The following is a 19,400-nucleotide window of genomic DNA, read 5'->3' on the forward strand; positions in this document are numbered from 1 at the left end:
AATAAATCTATTAAAAATTTAAAACTTGACGCTTCTTTTTATATAGTACCTGAACTCTTATCTCAGGTTATGGGAGAAGTAAACTATACTTTTAAGCTTGGAAATAAATTTTCTATTACTCCAGGAGCTCGTTATATTAAGCAGATTGATAGTGGTGCTGGTGAAGTAGGTGGTGCTTCATATCAAAACAACACAACTGGATACAAAAATCCAAATTCACTAGATTCACAAATGATTGCAGCTAGAGTTGTCACAAAAATTGATAACTATAAAATAAATTTAGGCTATTCAAAAATATATGATGAAGCAGATTTAATAACTCCGTGGAGAGCTTTCCCTACTTCAGGATATACTCGTTCAATGGCAAGATACAACTGGAGAGCTAATACACAAAGTTATCGAATAGAGATGATTAGAAATGGAAATTCAAAAGGCATCTACAAAGATATATATATTCAAGCATCTATACTTTACACAGATGCTGATGAGCAAAAAAAAGGTGCACATGTGCTTGATGAGATGTACTATTATATTGGTTTTGTACAAAATGTACCAAGTATTGTAAATTTACAATGGAGATTAAGACTTGGCTATACTCAATATCTTGATTCTGATGAAAGTAAGTACAATAATCTTGATGGTCGTTTTGAGTTAAACTACCTATTTTAAAAAAAGAGTAATATGAAAACAATAAATAAAAATGACCCTTTTACAATTACACTAATTGTTTTAGCACTAATTTTAGTGTTTTTTCTTAGTGTTCCTATTATAAAAATATTTATAGGTGTAGGAAGTGAAAAAATATTTGAAACTATAAAAGATGGTGAAGCTATTGACTCTATCATCTTAACTATGAAAGTTTCAGCATGGGCAATGATATTTGTTCTATTTACAGGCTTACCACTTGCTTATGTTATTGCAAGATATGATTTTTATGGTAAAAGTGCAGTTGAAACACTTATAGATATTCCTGTTATGATTCCGCATACTGCAGCTGGAATCGCACTTCTTACAACTTTTGGAGATACTGAGATTGGAGATTTTTTTAGAATTTTTGGTATAGAATTTATAGGAACTGAGTACGGAATCATGATAGCAATGATGTTTTTATCTGCTCCATTTTTGATAAATAGTGCCAAAGATGGGTTTAGAAAAGTTGATGTTAAACTTGAAAAAACAGCTAGAACTCTAGGAGCAAGTCCTGTAAATGTATTTTTTAGGATTACTCTTCCTAATGCAAAAAAAGATATTATTAACGGTGCTTTAATGATGTGGAGTCGTGGTCTTGGAGAATTTGGTGCTATTATTATATTAGTTTATCATCCAATGACAACACCTATTTTAATCTTTGATAGATTTAATAGTTATGGACTTAGCTATAGTGCGCCATTAGCCGCAGTAATCATAGGATTTAGTATGTTTGTATTTTTGATTGTGAGGTTTATTACAAATCGTTTATAAACCTCAATTATTACTAAAGTCTTGCGTAATTTACACTTAAACAAGCATCTAGAGATGCTAACTCTTCAATCGTTTCATCGTTAACTGTATTATCTACAAGTATTACAGCTAAAGCTTCTGCGTTATCATTTCTTGCAAGAGAAAAATCTGCGATATTTACATTGTGCTTTGCTAAAGTAGAGCCTATACTTCCTATAACACCAGGAACATCACTATTTTTAAATAAAATCATATCTCCTTTAAGTGCAACTTCTATATCAAAACCATCTATTGCAACGATTCTCTGGACTCCATCATCAAAGATAGTAGAACTAATCGTAGTTGTACCTTCTGCTGTTGTAAGTTTTATAGTAATTAAATTTTTATATACTGAAGAATCGCCAAGAGCCTCTGACTCTATTTTAATGCCTTTTTCTTTTGCAACAAACTCAGCATTTACATAGTTGATAGTATCTCCACTATTTTGACTCATCGCTCCAACTGCTACAAATGTAGAAAGGGATTCAACAAAATTTGCAATCTCTCCTTGTCCACTAACTTTTATCGCAATTATTTGAGATTTGTTCATTTGTGATTCAAGAAAACCTATTTTTTGTCCCATTTCTAAAAATGGTTTTACAAAAGAAGGTATTTTACTCTCATCTATTGGTAAATTCATCGCATGAGCGAAAGAGATACCTTTAGCAGCCTCTATCGCATTAGCTGCTGCTTGAGTTCCAATGTTATACTGAGATTCAAATGTATTTGCACCTAGGTGAGGAGAAACACAGATGTTATCAAGTTCTAAAAGTGGGTGGTCTGTTGCTGGTTCTTTGCTAAACACATCTATACCCGCAAAACGAATCTTTTTAGATTTCAAACCATTATATAATGCTTTTTCATTATAAAGACCACCTCTAGCACAGTTGATTAAAACTACACCATCTTTCATTTTAGCAATCTCTTTTTCATCAATCATATTTAAAGTTTCTTGATTTTTAGGAGTATGAATTGTAATCATATCACAGGCTAAAATATCTTCAAAGTTTTTAGTATATGTCATATCACAATCAGTAACTTTTGATGGGTGAATGTATGGATCATAGGCGATAATATCCATCTCAAAAGAAGCAGCTCGTTTTGCAACACGAGAACCGATATTACCAAAACCGATAACACCTAGTTTTTTACCTTTCATCTCATGCCCATACCATTTTTCTCTTTTCCAAACTCTTTGGTTTTTAAGATGGTCATGTGAGTATGGGAACATTCTCATACATGAAAGCATATGTGTCATGGTAAGTTCCACCGCTGCGATTGTATTTGCTGTTGGAACATTCATTACGATTATTCCTTCTTTAGAACAACCTTCAATATCTACATTATCAACACCAACACCTGCACGAACAATCGCTTTCATATTTGTAGCAGCTGCTATAAAAGCCGCATCTACATCTGTTGAACTTCTTGTTATTGCTACATCAGCAGTTGGAATAATCTTTTGAACTAATTCTTTTTTATCAACATCTGCGGCCATAACAAAGTTTATATTTTTATCATCTTGAAGCATTTTTAATCCAGCTTCATGTATATGGTCACAAACTACAACAGTATATTTTTTACGAGTCGGCATTTAGTGCCTCCCTGCATTGAATTTTAATTCTCATCATTTTATATATCCTCTTTGTACAGCTCAACTTTGGCTGAAATTTGATAGTTTTTCAATACTCTAACTAAAGAGTTTAATTTTTCAATATTTTTTGAGTAGATAAGTAATTCTACACTATTTTTATCTTTTTTTAGATAGTACTTTAATTCATGCTGCTTTAACTCTTCTCTTAAACAGAACAATTGATAAGGGTCTAATAAAGAAGCAGATAATTTATAAATTGTTTTACTAATTATTTTTTCTACTAAATCTATCTCTATAAAAGCTTCATTAACAGGATAAAAATATCCTAATCTTTGAGATGCAGAAAAATGATTTAGCCATACTTTTTGAGATTTTTTTTGAGTTACTTCACTTTTATGCTCTAGCGGCTCAACATAACCTTGTTCTTGTGAAGGGTTTATAGAAATTAGAAAAAAGATAATAAAGACGGCTACTCCAAGTGCTAAGACTGGAGTAAACCACTTTAAAATTTTTTGCATTTTATTGGAATTTATCTTTTATCAAATCACCTAAAGAGTTTGATGTGTTATCATTAATCTCTTCTAAAAGTGCTTGATTTTTAATATAGTCTAATTTTTTAACAGATAAACGGATACGATCTCTACGAGTATCAATAACAGCGATAGCAGCTTCTATCTCTTGACCAGCTTCTAACTCTTCTTTTATAAGTGGAGATAAATCTTCATCACGAATCAAAGCGTCAACACCATCTTCTAAAGATACAAAAACACCAAAGTCTTTAATATCCCGGATAGTTCCACTAATAGGTGTATTTACTTTATGTGTTGTAGCAAATTTATCTATTGGTGATTCTAAAAGAGTTTTACGGTTTAAAGATATTTTTTGATCTTCATTGTTGATTTTAGCAATTTTAACTTCAACTTCTTCACCTGATTTTAAAACATCTTTGCATTTAGTGTTTTTATCCCAAGAGATATCTTGATTATGAAGTAAACCTTCAACTGAACCGATACGAACAAATGCACCAAAATCAGTTAAAGATGTAACAATCCCAGTTACAACATCACCTTCATTATAGTTTCTTACAAACTCATCAAATGGTTTTGGTAAAAGTCTTTTTAGAGATACTCTTAGTTTATGCGTATCTGGATTAATCTCAATAACTTCAACATCAATCTCTTCACCAACTGTTAAATAATCGTTAGGATTTTTAACATTTTTGCTCCAAGTAATTTCTGAAATATGTAAGAAACCTTCTATATCATTTCCTAAATCAACAAAAACACCATAAGCTTCAATATTTGAAACAGTTACTGTAATAGTATCTCCTTCATCTAATTCACTTTCAACTTCAGCCCAAGGGTCTGGTAAAACAGCTTTAATAGATAGAGAAAGATGTCTTTTATCTTTGTCATAAGAGATAGCTTTAACAGTTACTTCATCACCCTCTTTATAAAGTTTAGATGGGTTAACTGGACCTTTGTAGCTGATTTCATTATAGTGAACTAAACCATCAACACCACCAACATCTACAAACATTCCGTAGCTAGTAATTTTTTTGATTATACCTGCAACGATAACATCATCTTCCATTAACTTGTCAATGATTTCTTTTTTCTTCTTACGCTCTTCGTTAAAAAGTTTACGACGAGAAACTACAATAGAGTTTTGCTCAGCATCAACTTTAACAACTTGAGCTTTGATTTTACGACCAACAACATCATCACCTTCTTTAAAAGCTGCTAATGAACGAGGCATAAAGAAAGAAACATCATCAGCTTCTACTACGAAACCACCACGATTTTTCTTAGTGATAATACCTTCAATAACTACTTCTTCAAAGTCTTCTTTGTGTGCATCAATAAAGTCAATAGTCTTTTGTTGCTCTAAAACTTTTTTATAAGAAATTTTAGGACGCTCATTGTAGTATCCCATAACCATTACTTTAATCTTATCGCCAGTACTAAACATCAACTCACCATCTTCACCACGGATTTCATCAAGATTTACAATACCTTCTAGCTTATCGCCAACACCAACTAATGCTCTGTTTTCATCTGCTTGAATCTCAACAATCTCACCTTCTACGATGCGACTTGACTCTTGCTTTTTTTCACTTGCAGCAAACATCTCTGCAAAATTTTCTTCTTCTTCAACTAATTCGTTATCGAACGCCATTACCTATCCTCTGTTACATAAAAATTGCGTGATTATATCTAAATAATGATTACTTTGCTATTAATTTAAAATGAATTATAAATTATTTATATGTTTTTGAATAGAATTGACTACATTTTGAATAATCCAATCTGGTGTAGATGCCCCTGCACTTATGCCACAAAACTTTTTATTTTTAAACCAAGAGTAGTCTAAATCATTTTCATCTTCTATATGGTAGCTGTCTTTTGTTTCATCATGTGAAATGCTAAATAACTGCTTTGTATTTGATGAATTTTTACCACCAATCACTATCATAACATCAGCTCTTTTAGATATCTTTTTTACAGCTTCTTGATTTTCAAAAGTTGCGTTACAGATTGTGTTAAAAACTCTAACTTCTTTATGTCTTGGTATGAGATAGTTAGCTACCTCCATATAATCTTCAACTTTTCTAGTTGTTTGTGCAACAAGTGCTACTTTTTCTTTAAGTTTTAAATCATGTAAATCTGCAGAACAAGTTACAACAATGGCACCATGTGTTGCGTAACTTTTAACGCCTTTTATCTCTGGATGGGCTTCATCACCAAAGATAACTATGTCATAACCCTCTTCACTCATCTCTTGGCAAATTTGTTGTGGTTTAGTTACATAAGGACAAGTTGCATCTACAACATCCACTTTTGTATCTTTTAATTCTTGAAGTTCATTTTTTGGGATTCCATGAGTACGGACTATTGCTGTTTCACCAGCTTTAAAACTTTTATGATCATCTGTTAGACCAACTTTAAAGTCTTTTTCAAGTCGCTCAATTTCTTTAGAATTATGAATCAAAGCACCATAAGTAGATGCTTCTTTATTTTCTTCAGCAATTTTAATAGCTCTTTTTACACCAAAACAAAATCCATAATTCTCAGCCAACTCAATCTTCATTTTATATATCTCCGAGAATTTATTTAAATTCTACTTGTGTAATTTTTTGTAGTAATTCAAAAAAGTTTGGAAATGAAGTATTTATACAATCTAAATCTATTACTTCCATACCGCATCTAAGACCTGCAATTATAAAACTCATAGCAATTCTATGATCTCCATCACTATCAACCTTAGCACTCTTAAGTTCTCCACCAATAACTTTGTATCCATCTTTATACTCATGTACTTCAATACCACTTGCACGAAGACCTTCAACAACAGTTGAAATTCTATCGCTCTCTTTTACGCGAAGTTCCTCTGCATTTTTTACAATACTTTCACCTTTAGCACAAGCAAAGGCGATTGAAAGTGCTGGAAGTTCATCTATGAGCCACGAAATATTATCTTCTACAAGGATGCCATGAAGAGGAGCGTATTTGACATGTATGTTACCAATGGGCTCATATTTATTGTCAGTTATCTCATAACTTATATCTGCACCCATTCTCTCTAAAGCTTTAAAAGCTTCTATACGAGTTGGATTAAGAGTAACACCTTCTAACAAAACATTGGAATCTGGTGTAATTGCGGCAGCAACACCAAAGAAAAATGAACTTGAAGGATCAGATGGAACACGAATAATAAGAGGAGAAAGAAGTTTTTTCATAGGTGTTATTGTAGTTTTTAGTCCATCTACAACTACATCAGCACCCATACCTTTTAACATTCTTTCTGTATGGTCACGAGATAGTTCAGGCTCAGTATATGTACACACACCATCAGCACGAAGAGCTGCTAATATCATACAACTTTTTACTTGTGCAGATGCTATTTTACTCTCATAGTTAAAAGCTTTAAGTGAACTTCCTCTAATACTAAGAGGTGCTAAATTACTATCATCTCGACCATCAAGAACAGCTCCAATATCGCGAAGAGGAGAAGTTACTCTTTTCATAGGGCGACGACGCAAATATTCATCTCCAGTTAAAACAAAATGACCATTTGCAGAACTTAAAAGCCCACAAAAAAGTCTGATACCTGTTCCTGAATTACCACAATCAAGTATCTCAAAACTCTCTTTTATGCCATCTGAAGATATATAAATAGTAGTCCCGTCATCACTAACTTTAGCACCAAGATTTTTTACAATCTCTAAAGAGTTTAATGTATCTTCTGCTCTTAAAAAGTTTGTTATTTCACTTGTTCCCTCTGCAAGCATTGCAAACATTGCACTACGATGAGAGATAGACTTATCTGATGCGATAGAGTCTAGCTTTAAAGAGAATTTTTGTGCTTTTTGAACTACTACGCTACTCATCTAAGTCCAATATTCAGTTCATCTTTTAATGCTAATAAAATTGAATCCATTGCTAGAGTTATATCGTCTTCTTCTAAAGTTTTTTCATCTGATTGAAGTACAAATCTTAGTGACAGGCTCATATTTGAACCTAATTCTTCATCACTATATTTATCAACAGGATAAAATCTAATAAGTTCTTTTGTTGCTGATTTTTCTATAACATTTTTAACTTTTTCATAATTCAAATCTTTAGGCATGATAATGCTTAAATCTCTAAAAGAAGCTTGATATTTTGATATTTTTTTAGCAATTTTCAAACCATATGATAGTTTTGTAAAGTCTAACTCACACATAAATGTTGCTTCTAACCCGTAGCTATCTTCTACATTAGGGTGAACACGAAATAACTCTCCAATCACTTCGCCATTTTGCAAAATTTGAGCACTTTGGTAAGTGTGTGAAAGTTTATGTTTTGTTTTATACTCACGAAGTTCAAACTCACCAATAATATCAGTGATTTTTTGAGTAAAAAGAGCAAAGTCAATTTTTTGCGATTTTCCAGTATTGACAAGACTTTCTTGTCTAGCATCTCCACTAAATAGCATTGACATTTTTAAAGATTCTTCTCTTTTAGAGTTAAAAATAGAACCTACTTCAAAAAGTCTAACAGAAGAAACCCCATTTTTAACATTTAATGAAGCCGCTTTTAAAAGCCCTGTCATTAGCGTTGTTCTTAAAGTATCTAGTGTATTAACTATCGGGTTTAAGACTTCTAGTTTGTCATCTATTGTTTGGAAATCAAAAGATTCTAAAACTTTTTTTTCATCAAAAACAAAAGATATTGTTTCAAAAAAACCACTCCCAGCTGCTTTGTGTCTATATATACTTCTTTTTTTATAAGCAAAATAATCATCTTGTAGTTTAGATTCTTCTGCAAAAATAAAAGGCTTTGATGCTATATTATCAATACCTACCATTCGCACTATCTCTTCTACTATATCTTGCTTATGGCTTATATCATGACGGTATCTAGGGACAGAAATAACAAAATTGTCTGATGATGATTTTGATGTATTAAAACCTAAGTTTCTTAAAATTTTTGTTATAACAACTTTATCTATATTTGCACCAATAAAATTATCTATCTCTTGTTTTGAAATACTAACGATTTTATCTTCATAACTATCGCAAAGGTCAATACTTCCACCATACACACTTGAAGAAGAATTAGCCTCTATCAGATTTAAACAAAAATTTAAACCTTGATTTAATTCTGGTTCACTTCCTCTTGAAGTTCTATAGTACATTGGACCTGCATCCATCTTAGACTCTTGCATTTTTTTAGAAATAATATCGGGTGGAACATAACTAGCTTCTATTAAAACAGTCCCTTCATCAAAGCTAACTTTAGAAATATCTTCTTGTATTATTCCAACAGTAGAAGCTTTGTTTTTAGACATTATAGATGCATAGCCTTTTTTATCTTTTTTTAGCTCTATTTTTGCCATTGTTTCATCTTTTTTAGAGAAAAAACCATGCTCATACGCTCTTAAAATTACACCACTACTTTGAGTTACATAAAGCATAAGAGATTCTATATCCGTTTCTCTTGTTTCTTCTATTTGAGCCAATCTAAGTTTAACTATAAATGGTAACTTTAAGTCTTTTAAATCAACCGCCTTATAACGAAGATTTACATTTAAATTACCATCATGTGAAAGATTTAAAATACGCCCTATTCCAACTCTTTTATCTTCATCTTCATTAATATCAGATTCTCTTAAAGACCTGTCATAGGCAGCACTTAAATCTCTAGCAACACCTCTAATACTTAAACAATCTCCACGATTTGCAGTAAGTTCTATCTCAATTAAATCATCATTTAGTGTTAAAATTGTTCTAAGTTCTTGTCCAAGTTTATATTTACCAATGCTCTCATCTAACTCAATAATTCCATCTTGACAATCTTCTAGTCCTATTTCAGTAGCACTACAAATCATTCCCTCAGATTCAACACCACGAAGCTTTACAGGTTTGATTACCATTTCATTTGGCATCACAGCGCCAATGGTCGCTACTGCTACATCTAGTCCAACTCTAACATTTGAAGCACCACAAACTATCTGCCTGATACTTGTTCCAATATCTACCTTACAAACATTTAGTTTATCAGCATCTGGATGTTTTTCACACTCTAAAACTTTTCCTACGATTATCTTTTTAGGAATTTCATAACTTTTTATGCGATCAACTTCCAAACCAATAGCATTAAATGTTTTTGCTAAATCCTCAGTAGTAATACCATCTAAGTCAATCCACTCATTTATCCAACTTCTAGTTACTATCACTGAAACTGCTCCAACAATTTAATATCCCCTTCAAATAAAGAACGAAGATCTCCTATATGATGAATCAACATCGCAAATCTTTCAACACCTAAACCAAAAGCATAACCACTTACATTTTCATACTTTACAGCTTCAAAAACATTTGGATCAACTATACCACAGCCTAAAACTTCAAGCCAACCTGTTTTTGAACAAACTCTACAACCTTTACCTTTACAAAAAACACAAGATATATCTACCTCTGCTGATGGTTCTGTAAAAGGGAAAAATGAAGGTCGAAAACGAACTTCTACCTCACCAAACATATACTTTAAAAAATCTTCTAAAATATACTTTAAATTAGCAAAAGAAACTTTACCTTCGGAGTCTACGAGTAAGCCTTCAACTTGATGAAACATTGGTGTATGAGTCAAATCATAATCACGACGAAAAACAGCCCCCGGTGCTATCATACGAATAGGAGGCTTTGTATTCATCATAGTTCTTATCTGAACAGGAGAAGTATGAGTACGAAGAAGCATCTCATCTTTAAAGTAAAAAGTATCTTGCATATCTCTTGCAGGATGATACTTTGGAAGGTTTAGAGCTTCAAAGTTATTAAAGTCATCTTCTACCATATTTCCAGTCTTAACAGCAAAATTCATAGCAGAAAAATACTCTACAATTTTGTCCATTGTTTCCATTACTGGGTGTAAAGCTCCAGCCTCAGAGCCAACACTAAACATAGAAACATCAATAGCCTCTGCTTTCATTGCAGCTTGAAGTTCTAATGTTTGAAGAGTAATCTTTCTTGCTGTAAGCTCATTCATAAGTGAACTTTTATGTGTATTTAACTCTTTAGCTATTTTTGATTTTTCTTCATTTGGTGCTGTTTTCATTTTAGCAAACTCAACTGCTAAAACACCTTTTTTTCCAAACACAGAGATGCGAATATCTTCAAGATTTTCTACGCTTTGTGCTTCTTTTATTTTGTCATACCATTCTTTCAATAGAATCACCCATAATTGCGAGGTTAGAACCTCTTAAATTTTAAAAGAGATTATAGTCAAATATAATTTACATATAGCTTCATTTATCAATTTATGTGCTATAATTTAGGTACAAAGCTCAACATAAAAGGAAAAAACAATGTGCCTATTTTGTAAAATTATAAATAAAGAAATACCAGCAAATGTTATATTAGAAGATGATGATTTTATCGCTTTTCACGATATAAATCCAAAAGCTCCTGTACATATTTTAGCTATTCCAAAAAACCATGTAGATAGCTTTAATAAAGTAACTTCTGAAACTATGGCTGGGATGACTAGCTTTATTCAAAAAGTTGCTACTGAAGTCAACATACAAGAGAGTGGTTACAGAATTATTACGAATATTGGCTCAGATGGAGGACAAGAAGTTGGGCATCTACACTTTCATATATTAGGTGGAGCAAAACTAAAGTGGGGACATTTAAGTGATGCTGATCCAAAAGGTCACTTTTAATGTATAAAAAAATATTATTTATTGCATGTTTAACCTCTTCTCTTCTGGCACAAACTGCACAAAAGTTTAAAGACCAACAGATGCAAGGTTTTAACCAAGAAAAAAAACAGTTTGGCGTTTATAAAAAAACTCAAGAACAAGAGTTTGATGCTTATCAAAAAGCACAAAATAAAGCCTATAAAGCTTATAAAAAAGAACTTGGTATTTTTTGGGAAGAACCAAAACTCTCAACCAATACAGAATGGGTTTCTTACACAAAAGATAAAAAAACAAAAACTGATATAGATTTTAAAAATCAAACTATCACTTTACAAACAATAGCAACTTCCCAAAAAGAAGCTAAAAAAAATCTTCGCTTAGCACTTGCACGAGCAGTAACCATAGATACCAAAACTGTTCAAGAAACGGACCCTTTAGAAATAAAACTTTCTAAAATTAAAAAGCCATTTAATGTAAAAGATGCGAAAGTAAAAGCAGATCCAATTTTATCAACCATAATATTTGAAAATAAACCAACAAGAGATGATGTAAAGACTTATGTAGGAAGCTATGTAAAGATGCAAAACATTAAAATTGTTAATTCTAAAAAAGTAAGACATGCAAAAATTTACAGTTTAAATGTAAAATTGCCAGAAGACACAATGATTAAACGCTCAAAAATCTACTACAAACAAGTTAGAAAACATGCAGATAAACAACGACTTCCAATGGCTCTTATCTTTGCTATTATGCATACAGAAAGTAGTTTTAATCCAAGGGCTAGATCACATATTCCTGCTTTCGGTTTAATGCAAATTGTACCAAGGACAGCTGGAATTGATACCTATAAATATCTTTACAAAAAGAAAAAGTTAGTTTCTGGAAGTTATCTATATAATAGTACAAATAATATTAGAATGGGAAGTGCCTATTTGCATATACTATTTTATAGATATCTAAAAGACATTAAAAACCTAGATGCTAGACTTTACTGTACTATTGCAGCTTACAATACAGGTGCAGGTAATATAGCTTGGGCATTTACAAAAACGCACAACATGAAAATAGCATCTCCATATATAAATACTAAATCACCTAAAGAGGTTTATAACAAGTTGTTAAAAGATTTAAAATATGAAGAACCTAAACACTATTTAAAAAAGGTTACTAAAAGAATGAGTTCTTATTATAAACTTTATGGAAGCTGAGTGATTTTGTCAGAGAAAACTCTAAAAAAGATTTTTAGTGTTTTCTCCCCACTCTTTTTTTTGCATCGCAAATGAAAACTCATATGCTATAATCATTAATATTCCTGTTGCTACTAAAACTGTTGCCATTTCCAACATAATGTACTCCTTATTTTTTATAAAAGAAGTATAGAGTTAAAAAATGTGAATAAAATGTCGTTTATCTATTTACGAAGGGCATCCTTGAATATCTCCCATATCAATTTTAGAACCTCCACCAGATATCATCTGTTCATTTTCTTTGATAAGATTTCCATTATGAGTAATTGAGTATGAGATAGCCGTTGTATCTCTAATAGTATTTATAGTTGAACAATATGTTTCAAGAGAAGCCATTACCCAACGAGCAGCAACGGTATCCTCTGCATCTGAATTAAAGTCATAAGTAAGATGAAGAGTATTAAATTTACATGGATGATCTTCATTTCTAACAACTTCACCATCTACCCTTAAGTCTGTTACCTTGTTACCTTGATTTTTTGGTATTAAAATAATATCTGTTGCACTACATGTAATAATCCCAGATAAAAAATACTCAATAGGAGAGATTACAGGACAATCAATTATAAAACTACTTTTTGAAGTTTTTGCCTCAAATTTCATAGCTTCCTTATGTGTTATACTTACTTTCATTTTTATTAGCCTTCTAAAAAGTTTTTAAACTCTTCTAGTTGTTCTTGTGTTCTTATGGTCGCTGTTCCACCTGCTGAAGTTCTTGCATTCATAGAATTTTTTAAAACTAAATATTCTAATACATCTTCAGCAATTCTATCGTCTATCTTTTGAAGTTCACAGAGTTCTATATCACTCAAATCTATCTTTAGCTCTTCACTTTTTGCAACTGCATGACCTGTAATAAAGTGTGCCTCACGAAATGGTATATCACACTTCTCAACTAGATAATCAGCTAAATCTGTTGCGGCTAGATGCCCTACACTACAAGCACTTCGCATATTATGAGCTTTTACTTCCATAGTTTTTATAGCTTCTTTTAAAATTTCTAAAGATATTAAAGCTGTTTCAACCGAATCAAAAACACCTTCTTTATCTTCTTGAGTATCTTTATTATAAGCAAGAGGAAGACCTTTCATAACAGTTAAAAGTCCCATAAGCGAACCATAAACTCTACCTGTTTTACCGCGTAAAAGTTCAGGAACATCTGGATTTTTCTTTTGTGGCATGATTGAACTACCTGTTGAGTATTCATCACTAAGCTCAACAAAACCAAACTCATAACTTGACCACATTACAAGTTCTTCAGAAAGTCTTGAAATATGCATCATCATGGTAGATATGTTAAACAAAATTTCTAGTGCAAAATCTCTATCACTTACTGTATCTAAACAATTTACACTAACACTATCAAATCCTAAAAGTTGAGCTGTCATATCTCTATCTATATTATGAGGAGTCCCCGCAAGTGCTGCACAACCTAGAGGAGATACATTGTTTCTTTTATACGAGTCTTCAAACCTTGCAATATCTCTTTTAAACATTGAGAGATATGCTCCAAGATGAAAACCAAAGTTAGTAGGTTGAGCATGTTGAAGATGAGTCATACCAGGGATAAGTGTAGTTGTGTGTAGCTGGGCTACAACTAAAATCTCTTTCATTAAAAGTTTAAGTGCATCTACTACATCAATATTTCTTTTTAAAACCCATCTACGAAAGTCAACAGCAACTTGGTCATTTCTACTTCTTGCAGTATGAAGTTTTTTACCAGCGTCACCTATTAAAACTGTCAATCGCTTCTCTATTGCCATATGTAAATCTTCATCAGAAATATTCCATTCAAATTTATCTGACTCTATCTCAGCCATAACTTGATTTAGTCCATCTGTAATTTGACGAAGTTCCTCTGTTGTTAAAATCTCTTGTTTTGCAAGCATCGCTGCATGAGCAAGAGAGCCTTCTATATCTTCTTTATAAAGCTTTCTATCATACATTATAGATGCATTAAACTCATCTAAAAGAGAAGATGCACTAGCCGAAAAACGACCTGACCACATTTTATCCATATTATTTCCTCATATTTTTATAATTGATATTTTTTGTATATTTCTTCATCTAGATCCCATAAACCTTTTTCTTTTAAAGCATCTACTATTTCTTTAGTGCAATCAACATCATCAGGCCACTCACGAGTAAAGCCATCTACGCTGCTTTTATTTGTTCCGTCTATTCCAACCATTAAACCAGATATGAAAATATCTCTTAGAGCATCCATATTATTTGTAACACGCCAAATAAGCATATATGGATTTAGCAAATCATTTTTAGCTTCATCAACAAAAACAACTATTCTAATATTTGTACTAAGACTTACAAGTGCTTCAAAATACTCTTTTGCATTTTTACTCTTATCTACACTAATCACAGTTACAGGATTTTTTGTATGTCTCATATACTGATGTACGCCAGTAGCATCTGGAACAATCTCTTGAATCTTCTCTAATAGTTCTTCGTCACCTAAAAGCTGAGGAGCTTCTACATTATGTGCAGCTGTTGCATCTATACCTAACTTTCCTCCAACTAATGTTTCTGGAGAAGAGTGATCAAGTGCGTCTAAAATTCCTTCAGAAATAAACAATGTTTTAGGCGTAAATCTATTTAAAATATAAGTACTTAAAGATTCATAATTATTCAGTTTTGGAGAGTTTTCATCTAAAAATATTGCATGTTTAACAAAACTCATCTGCCCTGCACCCCAAAAAGCGTGCATAAACTGCTTAGCATGTCCCTTATAATGTGGTTGCATCTTTGCTAATATTAGATTATGAAAACCCGCATTTTCTGGCATGTGATAATCAAGCAAATCAGGAACAGTAGTTTTTAAAAGTGGAAAAAAAATCTTACCAGTAGCCCAACCCATGTACTTATCTTCTAGAGGTGGTTTTCCTACAACTGTTGCTAAAAATGTTGGTGTATTTTTTGTAGTTATTGCACTTACTTGCATAACTGGGTATGGTTCTTCTAAGGTGTAATAACCTGTATGGTCACCAAAAGGACCTTCAATTCGCATCTCTTGTGTATCAACCCATCCTTCTATCACATAATCAACATCTTTAGGAATATAAAGAGGTGTTGTTAATGATTTAACTAGCTGAACCGGTTTTTTTGTAATTAACCCATACATAAGAAGTTCATTTACACCATAAGGAAGAGGTGCTGTTGCGCACCAAGTATAAAGTGGGTCACCACCAATAGCAACAGTTACAGGCATCTTTTTACCAGCTTTTTGGTACTGGTCAAAAAAGTGAGAACTATCTTTATGAATCTGCCAATGCATTCCTAAATGCTCTTTATCATAAACTTGAAGTCTATACATTCCAAGATTTACAAGTTCTCCATCAAGAGATTGAGTATAAACTTGTCCCATTGTAATAAATGGACCGCCATCTTGCTCCCATGTTGTTAATACTGGAAGTTTATAAAGGTCAATATCTTCATTCAAATATATTTTATCTTGACAAGCACCTCTGCCTTTTAAGCGTTTTGGAAAAATATTTTTTAATGAAAAAAGCTCTTTAGCCATTGATATTTTATTCATAAATCCTTCTGGTGGTTTCATATGAAGAAGGTTTGTTATCTCATCGGCAACAGACTCAATAGTGCGACCAAAAAGTAGTTCACATCGTTTATATGAACCAAAAACATTCATAAAAACATCTTCACTAAATTTTGTGCCACTTTTGTTATCTACAACATTTGTAAAAAGTAGAGCCTTCCCACCATCTTTTTTCTTTACTTCTGCATATGCTAGATGCGGGATTTCAAGATATATATCTAGCTGGGCATCTATAACTGTTAATTCATTATTTTGTTTTAGGAGTTCTATTGTTTTTTTCATATATTTTATTTTCCTATAATTACTTTATATTGCTTAATTCATGTAAAATAAAATTTAAATGTTTATTTTCATCTTTTAGTGAAGTTAATAACTCGTTTTTTAAATTATTCTCAATATTTTGTATTTTTAAAATTATAAGATTTTTATAAATAAGTAAATCGTTCTTTATTACATTCCATATTTCTTCAGAATCTATACCAAAATAATGATGTATTAGTAAATTTCTAAAATCTACAATTATTTGATTTTCTTTAGATAAAACTTCATTCTTGATAAGAGTGCTAGTTGCTTCACCAACTATTTCAAACTCTCGTATCACACTATCCCATGACACAAAATCATGTTTTAGTGATTCCGAATCAGAAAATTTAGAACTTACATGTTCTATCTTTAATATCGCGATATAAATATCAAATAAAAAAAGTTCATAAACTCTATTTGACATAAATCATTTCATTTTGTACTCTATTTTTTATAAAAGGTCTAAGTGAATCAAAAAGACCTATATCCACTTCTTTGTCAAACAAGTCTGATAAAAATCTTTTAGCTTTTAAAAGTGTAAGCATATTTTTTTGTTCCATTTTAACAACTAAAATATCTATATCACTATTTTCAGTTTGTTCATTCTTAGCATAACTACCAAATAATGCTAACTGTTTAATGCCAAATTTCTCACTTAATACTGGAGTATTTTTCTTTAATGATACTAATATTTCTTGCTTTGTCATAGAGATATTATATCATAACATGTTTAATTACTAAGCTTTAAACTTATGATACAGATTCTTGAACACTACCTAAAAGTTTAGAAGTGACCTTATCTAACACCTTCTTCATTTAATATTCCATGTATTTTACAATCTTTGTGGCATCTCTTCTTTAAATGCTACTTTTTGTGCATTTTTCAACAAATCTAAAGCACCATTATCTATCATTTTTTTAGCGAGTTTAGAGCCTAAATCTTTTGACTCACTAACATTTACAACTACTTTTTCTTGCATTATATTTGTTCCATCTGAGAAACCTAACATTATTCTAAATGTAATAACATCATCTTTCATTACAGCATTACAAGCAACAGGAGCGGAACACCCTGCTCCAATTTTAGATATAAAATCTCTTTCTATTTGTGTACAAATAAAAGTGTTTTCATCTTTTAAACTCTCGGCAATCTTTCTTACTTTTTCATTATCACAAACTATCTCTATACCAAGTGCAGCTTGTCCCATTGGAGGTATCATCATATCAAGAGAGAGTTTTTGTGTAAAAGGTATATCTTTTAGTAAGTCTAATCTTTTAAGACCTATCCATGCTAAGATAATTGCATCATATTGACCTTCTTCTAACTTTCTAAGCCTAGTATTTACATTTCCTCTTAAGTCTTTTACTCTTAAATCTGGACGCTTTTGTAAAAGTTGCATTCTTCTTCTAAGGCTAGTTGTTCCAACTGTTGCACCTTTTGGTAAATCTTCAAGAGTTGCAAAGTTGTGTGAAAGAAAAACATCACTTTGGTCTTGTCTTTGTGTAACAGCAACCAACTCTAAGCCTTCAGGTATATATGTAGGAACATCTTTTAAACTATGAACTGCCATATCAGCATTTCCTGCCAACATTTCATCTTCAAGCTCTTTTGTAAAATGCCCTTTCCCACCAATCAAAGCTAAAGGTTTATCTAAAACTTTATCGCCATTACTTACAATCTCATTTAGTTGGACTTTTATCTCTGGAAACGATGCTTCAACTCTCTCTTTTATGTGATATGCTTGCCAAAGTGCTAACTGAGAAACTCTTGTTGCAATGACTAACTTCTCCATCTATCTAACCTCTCGAAATTTTCTCTTTGTTTTATCTAACTTTCCATCAAAAAATATAGTAGGTGTTCCCCCAACCATAACTGCATCTGCAACAGTTAAATCATGTAAAATATATTTTTTTACAGCATCTGAATTTAAATCTAATGGTTTAATATTTGTTTTCATCTCTTTGTTAAAAGCGGCTAGTATTTTTTTAACATCTCTTTCTTTCGCATCTACATTCACTTTGTAAAGTTTTAAAATAACATCTTTTTTACCTTGAAGCTCGGCAACTATTGCTGCTTTAACTAACTCAACTGCGGCAGGGTGTAAAGATGGAAGTGGAAAATGATAGTAATAAATAGCAAATTTAGTTGGTTGCTTTTTCATATAGTTTATAGCTTCTGGTACATAGTTTCTACAAAATGGACATAAAGGGTCTGAAAATATAGCTACTTTATGTTTTGCATTTTCATTACCATAGATAAGATTTGCTTTTTTATAATACTCTGGCTTAAAAGATGGAGAAACTAATTCTTTTAAACTAATACCTGATTTCATATCTACAAAATCTTGTGTCATTATTTCACCGTTACTAAACCAAATCATCTTTTGCTTTACATTTCTATTTTTAGGTTTTGCTTTTAAAGTAGCATCTACACTTACAACAAAAGCTTCCCAGCCTTTTAATTTTTCCACAGGAACTCTATGCTCAACTTTTACCTTTAGTGCAACAATATTTGGATTGCCTTTAAACGATTTTTTTAGAAAATTTTCTATATCTTTATTTAATATAGTCGCATTTAATAAACTACTTAGTAGAAGTGTCGTCGCTAATAATTTCAACATCAATGACATCTGAATCCTTTTTTATATTTTTTTGTATATGTTCTTCTTGCTTTTGTGCTTCATAATTACCAGCATTAACATTGTATCTTGTTACCAACATGCTCGTAAAAACGCTAAACTGCATTAAAGCACCTATGGCATCTGTTAAAAAACCTGGTATTATAAGTAATATTGCTCCTATAATTGTAAACAGATTTAACCTTTTAAACTCTCGTAAGTCAATAGCATGATAAGAAACCGCAGTTATGTTTTGAAGTAATGTTTCTCTAAAGTTCATAAGAAGATAGATTCCTATTGTAGCCGTTAGTATAATTTCAAAAAATGTAACCAGTCCACCTATGGCAGATGATACATTAACCGAAATCAATACTTCTAAAAAGAGATAAATTACAAAATATTTCATC

19 protein-coding genes are annotated in these 19,400 nt (G+C 31.6%); 4 read left to right on the forward strand and 15 right to left on the reverse strand.

Features of this window, described 5'->3' with window-relative positions; genetic code table 11:
* The first annotated feature begins 69 nt into the window (after window positions 1–69).
* Window positions 70–669, forward strand: a complete 600-nt coding sequence (locus MOV50_RS00950; protein ID WP_321778581.1) for a hypothetical protein — start codon at window positions 70–72, stop codon at window positions 667–669.
* A 12-nt stretch (window positions 670–681) separates the two neighbouring features.
* Complete coding sequence (locus MOV50_RS00955; protein ID WP_321778582.1) at window positions 682–1,461, forward strand: ABC transporter permease; 780 nt, start codon at window positions 682–684, stop codon at window positions 1,459–1,461.
* A 13-nt stretch (window positions 1,462–1,474) separates the two neighbouring features.
* On the opposite strand, the gene serA is transcribed toward MOV50_RS00955, so the two are convergent.
* The 7 genes from serA to pheS form a co-directional block, all read right to left on the reverse strand.
* Complete coding sequence (serA, locus tag MOV50_RS00960; RefSeq protein ID WP_321778583.1) at window positions 1,475–3,073, reverse strand: phosphoglycerate dehydrogenase; 1,599 nt, start codon at window positions 3,071–3,073, stop codon at window positions 1,475–1,477.
* A 38-nt stretch (window positions 3,074–3,111) separates the two neighbouring features.
* On the reverse strand, window positions 3,112–3,591 hold the full coding sequence (locus MOV50_RS00965; protein ID WP_321778584.1) for a hypothetical protein: 480 nt from the start codon (window positions 3,589–3,591) through the stop codon (window positions 3,112–3,114).
* A gap of 1 nt (window position 3,592) precedes the next feature.
* Entirely contained in the window at window positions 3,593–5,251 is a 1,659-nt protein-coding gene (locus tag MOV50_RS00970; protein ID WP_321778585.1) for a 30S ribosomal protein S1, read from the reverse strand.
* Between the two features lie 75 nt (window positions 5,252–5,326).
* Entirely contained in the window at window positions 5,327–6,163 is an 837-nt protein-coding gene (locus MOV50_RS00975) for a 4-hydroxy-3-methylbut-2-enyl diphosphate reductase (protein ID WP_321778586.1), read from the reverse strand.
* A gap of 19 nt (window positions 6,164–6,182) precedes the next feature.
* Entirely contained in the window at window positions 6,183–7,463 is a 1,281-nt protein-coding gene (aroA, locus tag MOV50_RS00980) for a 3-phosphoshikimate 1-carboxyvinyltransferase (protein ID WP_321778587.1), read from the reverse strand.
* On the reverse strand, window positions 7,460–9,793 hold the full coding sequence (gene pheT / locus MOV50_RS00985; protein WP_321778588.1) for a phenylalanine--tRNA ligase subunit beta: 2,334 nt from the start codon (window positions 9,791–9,793) through the stop codon (window positions 7,460–7,462). The genes aroA and pheT overlap by 4 nt, the downstream gene beginning before the upstream one ends.
* The gene (pheS, locus tag MOV50_RS00990; RefSeq protein ID WP_321778589.1) at window positions 9,790–10,782 is read right to left on the reverse strand and encodes a phenylalanine--tRNA ligase subunit alpha; all 993 of its coding nucleotides are present in this window, start codon (window positions 10,780–10,782) and stop codon (window positions 9,790–9,792) included. The genes pheT and pheS overlap by 4 nt, the downstream gene beginning before the upstream one ends.
* Window positions 10,783–10,921: 139 nt before the next feature.
* Here pheS and MOV50_RS00995 point away from each other — a divergent pair, with 139 nt between their 5' ends.
* Together MOV50_RS00995 and MOV50_RS01000 are read left to right on the forward strand one after the other, a co-directional pair.
* Window positions 10,922–11,278, forward strand: coding sequence for a histidine triad nucleotide-binding protein (locus tag MOV50_RS00995; protein ID WP_321778590.1), 357 nt, complete (start codon window positions 10,922–10,924; stop codon window positions 11,276–11,278).
* Window positions 11,278–12,465, forward strand: a complete 1,188-nt coding sequence (locus tag MOV50_RS01000; RefSeq protein ID WP_321778591.1) for a transglycosylase SLT domain-containing protein — start codon at window positions 11,278–11,280, stop codon at window positions 12,463–12,465. The genes MOV50_RS00995 and MOV50_RS01000 overlap by 1 nt, the downstream gene beginning before the upstream one ends.
* Before the next feature lie 207 nt (window positions 12,466–12,672).
* Here the strand turns inward: MOV50_RS01000 and MOV50_RS01005 are convergent, their stop codons facing one another.
* From MOV50_RS01005 to MOV50_RS01040, 8 genes are all read right to left on the reverse strand, one after another.
* Complete coding sequence (locus tag MOV50_RS01005) at window positions 12,673–13,137, reverse strand: OsmC family protein (protein ID WP_321778592.1); 465 nt, start codon at window positions 13,135–13,137, stop codon at window positions 12,673–12,675.
* Window positions 13,138–13,142: 5 nt separating this feature from the next.
* Window positions 13,143–14,522, reverse strand: a complete 1,380-nt coding sequence (gene argH, locus MOV50_RS01010; protein ID WP_321778593.1) for an argininosuccinate lyase — start codon at window positions 14,520–14,522, stop codon at window positions 13,143–13,145.
* 17 nt (window positions 14,523–14,539) lie between these two features.
* Entirely contained in the window at window positions 14,540–16,354 is a 1,815-nt protein-coding gene (locus tag MOV50_RS01015) for a menaquinone biosynthesis decarboxylase (RefSeq protein ID WP_321778594.1), read from the reverse strand.
* Window positions 16,355–16,373: 19 nt separating this feature from the next.
* Entirely contained in the window at window positions 16,374–16,799 is a 426-nt protein-coding gene (locus tag MOV50_RS01020) for a DUF86 domain-containing protein (protein ID WP_321778595.1), read from the reverse strand.
* Complete coding sequence (locus MOV50_RS01025; RefSeq protein WP_321778596.1) at window positions 16,789–17,082, reverse strand: nucleotidyltransferase family protein; 294 nt, start codon at window positions 17,080–17,082, stop codon at window positions 16,789–16,791. The genes MOV50_RS01020 and MOV50_RS01025 overlap by 11 nt, the downstream gene beginning before the upstream one ends.
* A 126-nt stretch (window positions 17,083–17,208) precedes the next feature.
* Window positions 17,209–18,168 (reverse strand): hydroxymethylbilane synthase, encoded by a 960-nt coding sequence (gene hemC / locus MOV50_RS01030; RefSeq protein ID WP_321778597.1) that lies wholly within the window; start codon window positions 18,166–18,168, stop codon window positions 17,209–17,211.
* A complete protein-coding gene (locus MOV50_RS01035; RefSeq protein WP_321778598.1) occupies window positions 18,169–19,005 on the reverse strand; it encodes a DsbA family protein in 837 nt (278 codons plus the stop codon). It abuts the gene before it with no gap.
* Window positions 18,959–19,399 (reverse strand): FxsA family protein, encoded by a 441-nt coding sequence (locus MOV50_RS01040; protein WP_321778599.1) that lies wholly within the window; start codon window positions 19,397–19,399, stop codon window positions 18,959–18,961. The genes MOV50_RS01035 and MOV50_RS01040 overlap by 47 nt, the downstream gene beginning before the upstream one ends.
* Between the last annotated feature and the right edge of the window lies 1 nt (window position 19,400).

This window comes from Sulfurimonas sp. (genome assembly GCF_029027585.1).
Taxonomy (GTDB): Bacteria; Campylobacterota; Campylobacteria; order Campylobacterales; family Sulfurimonadaceae; genus Sulfurimonas.

Coding starts and splice junctions, on each gene's coding strand:
- MOV50_RS00950 (WP_321778581.1), top strand. CDS start 70: ATGGGAGAAGTAAACTATACTTTTAAGCTTGGAAATAAATTTTCTATT.
- MOV50_RS00955 (WP_321778582.1), top strand. CDS start 682: ATGAAAACAATAAATAAAAATGACCCTTTTACAATTACACTAATTGTT.
- serA (WP_321778583.1), bottom strand. CDS start 3,073: ATGCCGACTCGTAAAAAATATACTGTTGTAGTTTGTGACCATATACAT.
- MOV50_RS00965 (WP_321778584.1), bottom strand. CDS start 3,591: ATGCAAAAAATTTTAAAGTGGTTTACTCCAGTCTTAGCACTTGGAGTA.
- MOV50_RS00970 (WP_321778585.1), bottom strand. CDS start 5,251: ATGGCGTTCGATAACGAATTAGTTGAAGAAGAAGAAAATTTTGCAGAG.
- MOV50_RS00975 (WP_321778586.1), bottom strand. CDS start 6,163: ATGAAGATTGAGTTGGCTGAGAATTATGGATTTTGTTTTGGTGTAAAA.
- aroA (WP_321778587.1), bottom strand. CDS start 7,463: ATGAGTAGCGTAGTAGTTCAAAAAGCACAAAAATTCTCTTTAAAGCTA.
- MOV50_RS00995 (WP_321778590.1), top strand. CDS start 10,922: ATGTGCCTATTTTGTAAAATTATAAATAAAGAAATACCAGCAAATGTT.
- MOV50_RS01000 (WP_321778591.1), top strand. CDS start 11,278: ATGTATAAAAAAATATTATTTATTGCATGTTTAACCTCTTCTCTTCTG.
- MOV50_RS01005 (WP_321778592.1), bottom strand. CDS start 13,137: ATGAAAGTAAGTATAACACATAAGGAAGCTATGAAATTTGAGGCAAAA.
- argH (WP_321778593.1), bottom strand. CDS start 14,522: ATGGATAAAATGTGGTCAGGTCGTTTTTCGGCTAGTGCATCTTCTCTT.
- MOV50_RS01015 (WP_321778594.1), bottom strand. CDS start 16,354: ATGAAAAAAACAATAGAACTCCTAAAACAAAATAATGAATTAACAGTT.
- MOV50_RS01020 (WP_321778595.1), bottom strand. CDS start 16,799: ATGTCAAATAGAGTTTATGAACTTTTTTTATTTGATATTTATATCGCG.
- MOV50_RS01025 (WP_321778596.1), bottom strand. CDS start 17,082: ATGACAAAGCAAGAAATATTAGTATCATTAAAGAAAAATACTCCAGTA.
- hemC (WP_321778597.1), bottom strand. CDS start 18,168: ATGGAGAAGTTAGTCATTGCAACAAGAGTTTCTCAGTTAGCACTTTGG.
- MOV50_RS01035 (WP_321778598.1), bottom strand. CDS start 19,005: ATGTCATTGATGTTGAAATTATTAGCGACGACACTTCTACTAAGTAGT.
- MOV50_RS01040 (WP_321778599.1), bottom strand. CDS start 19,399: ATGAAATATTTTGTAATTTATCTCTTTTTAGAAGTATTGATTTCGGTT.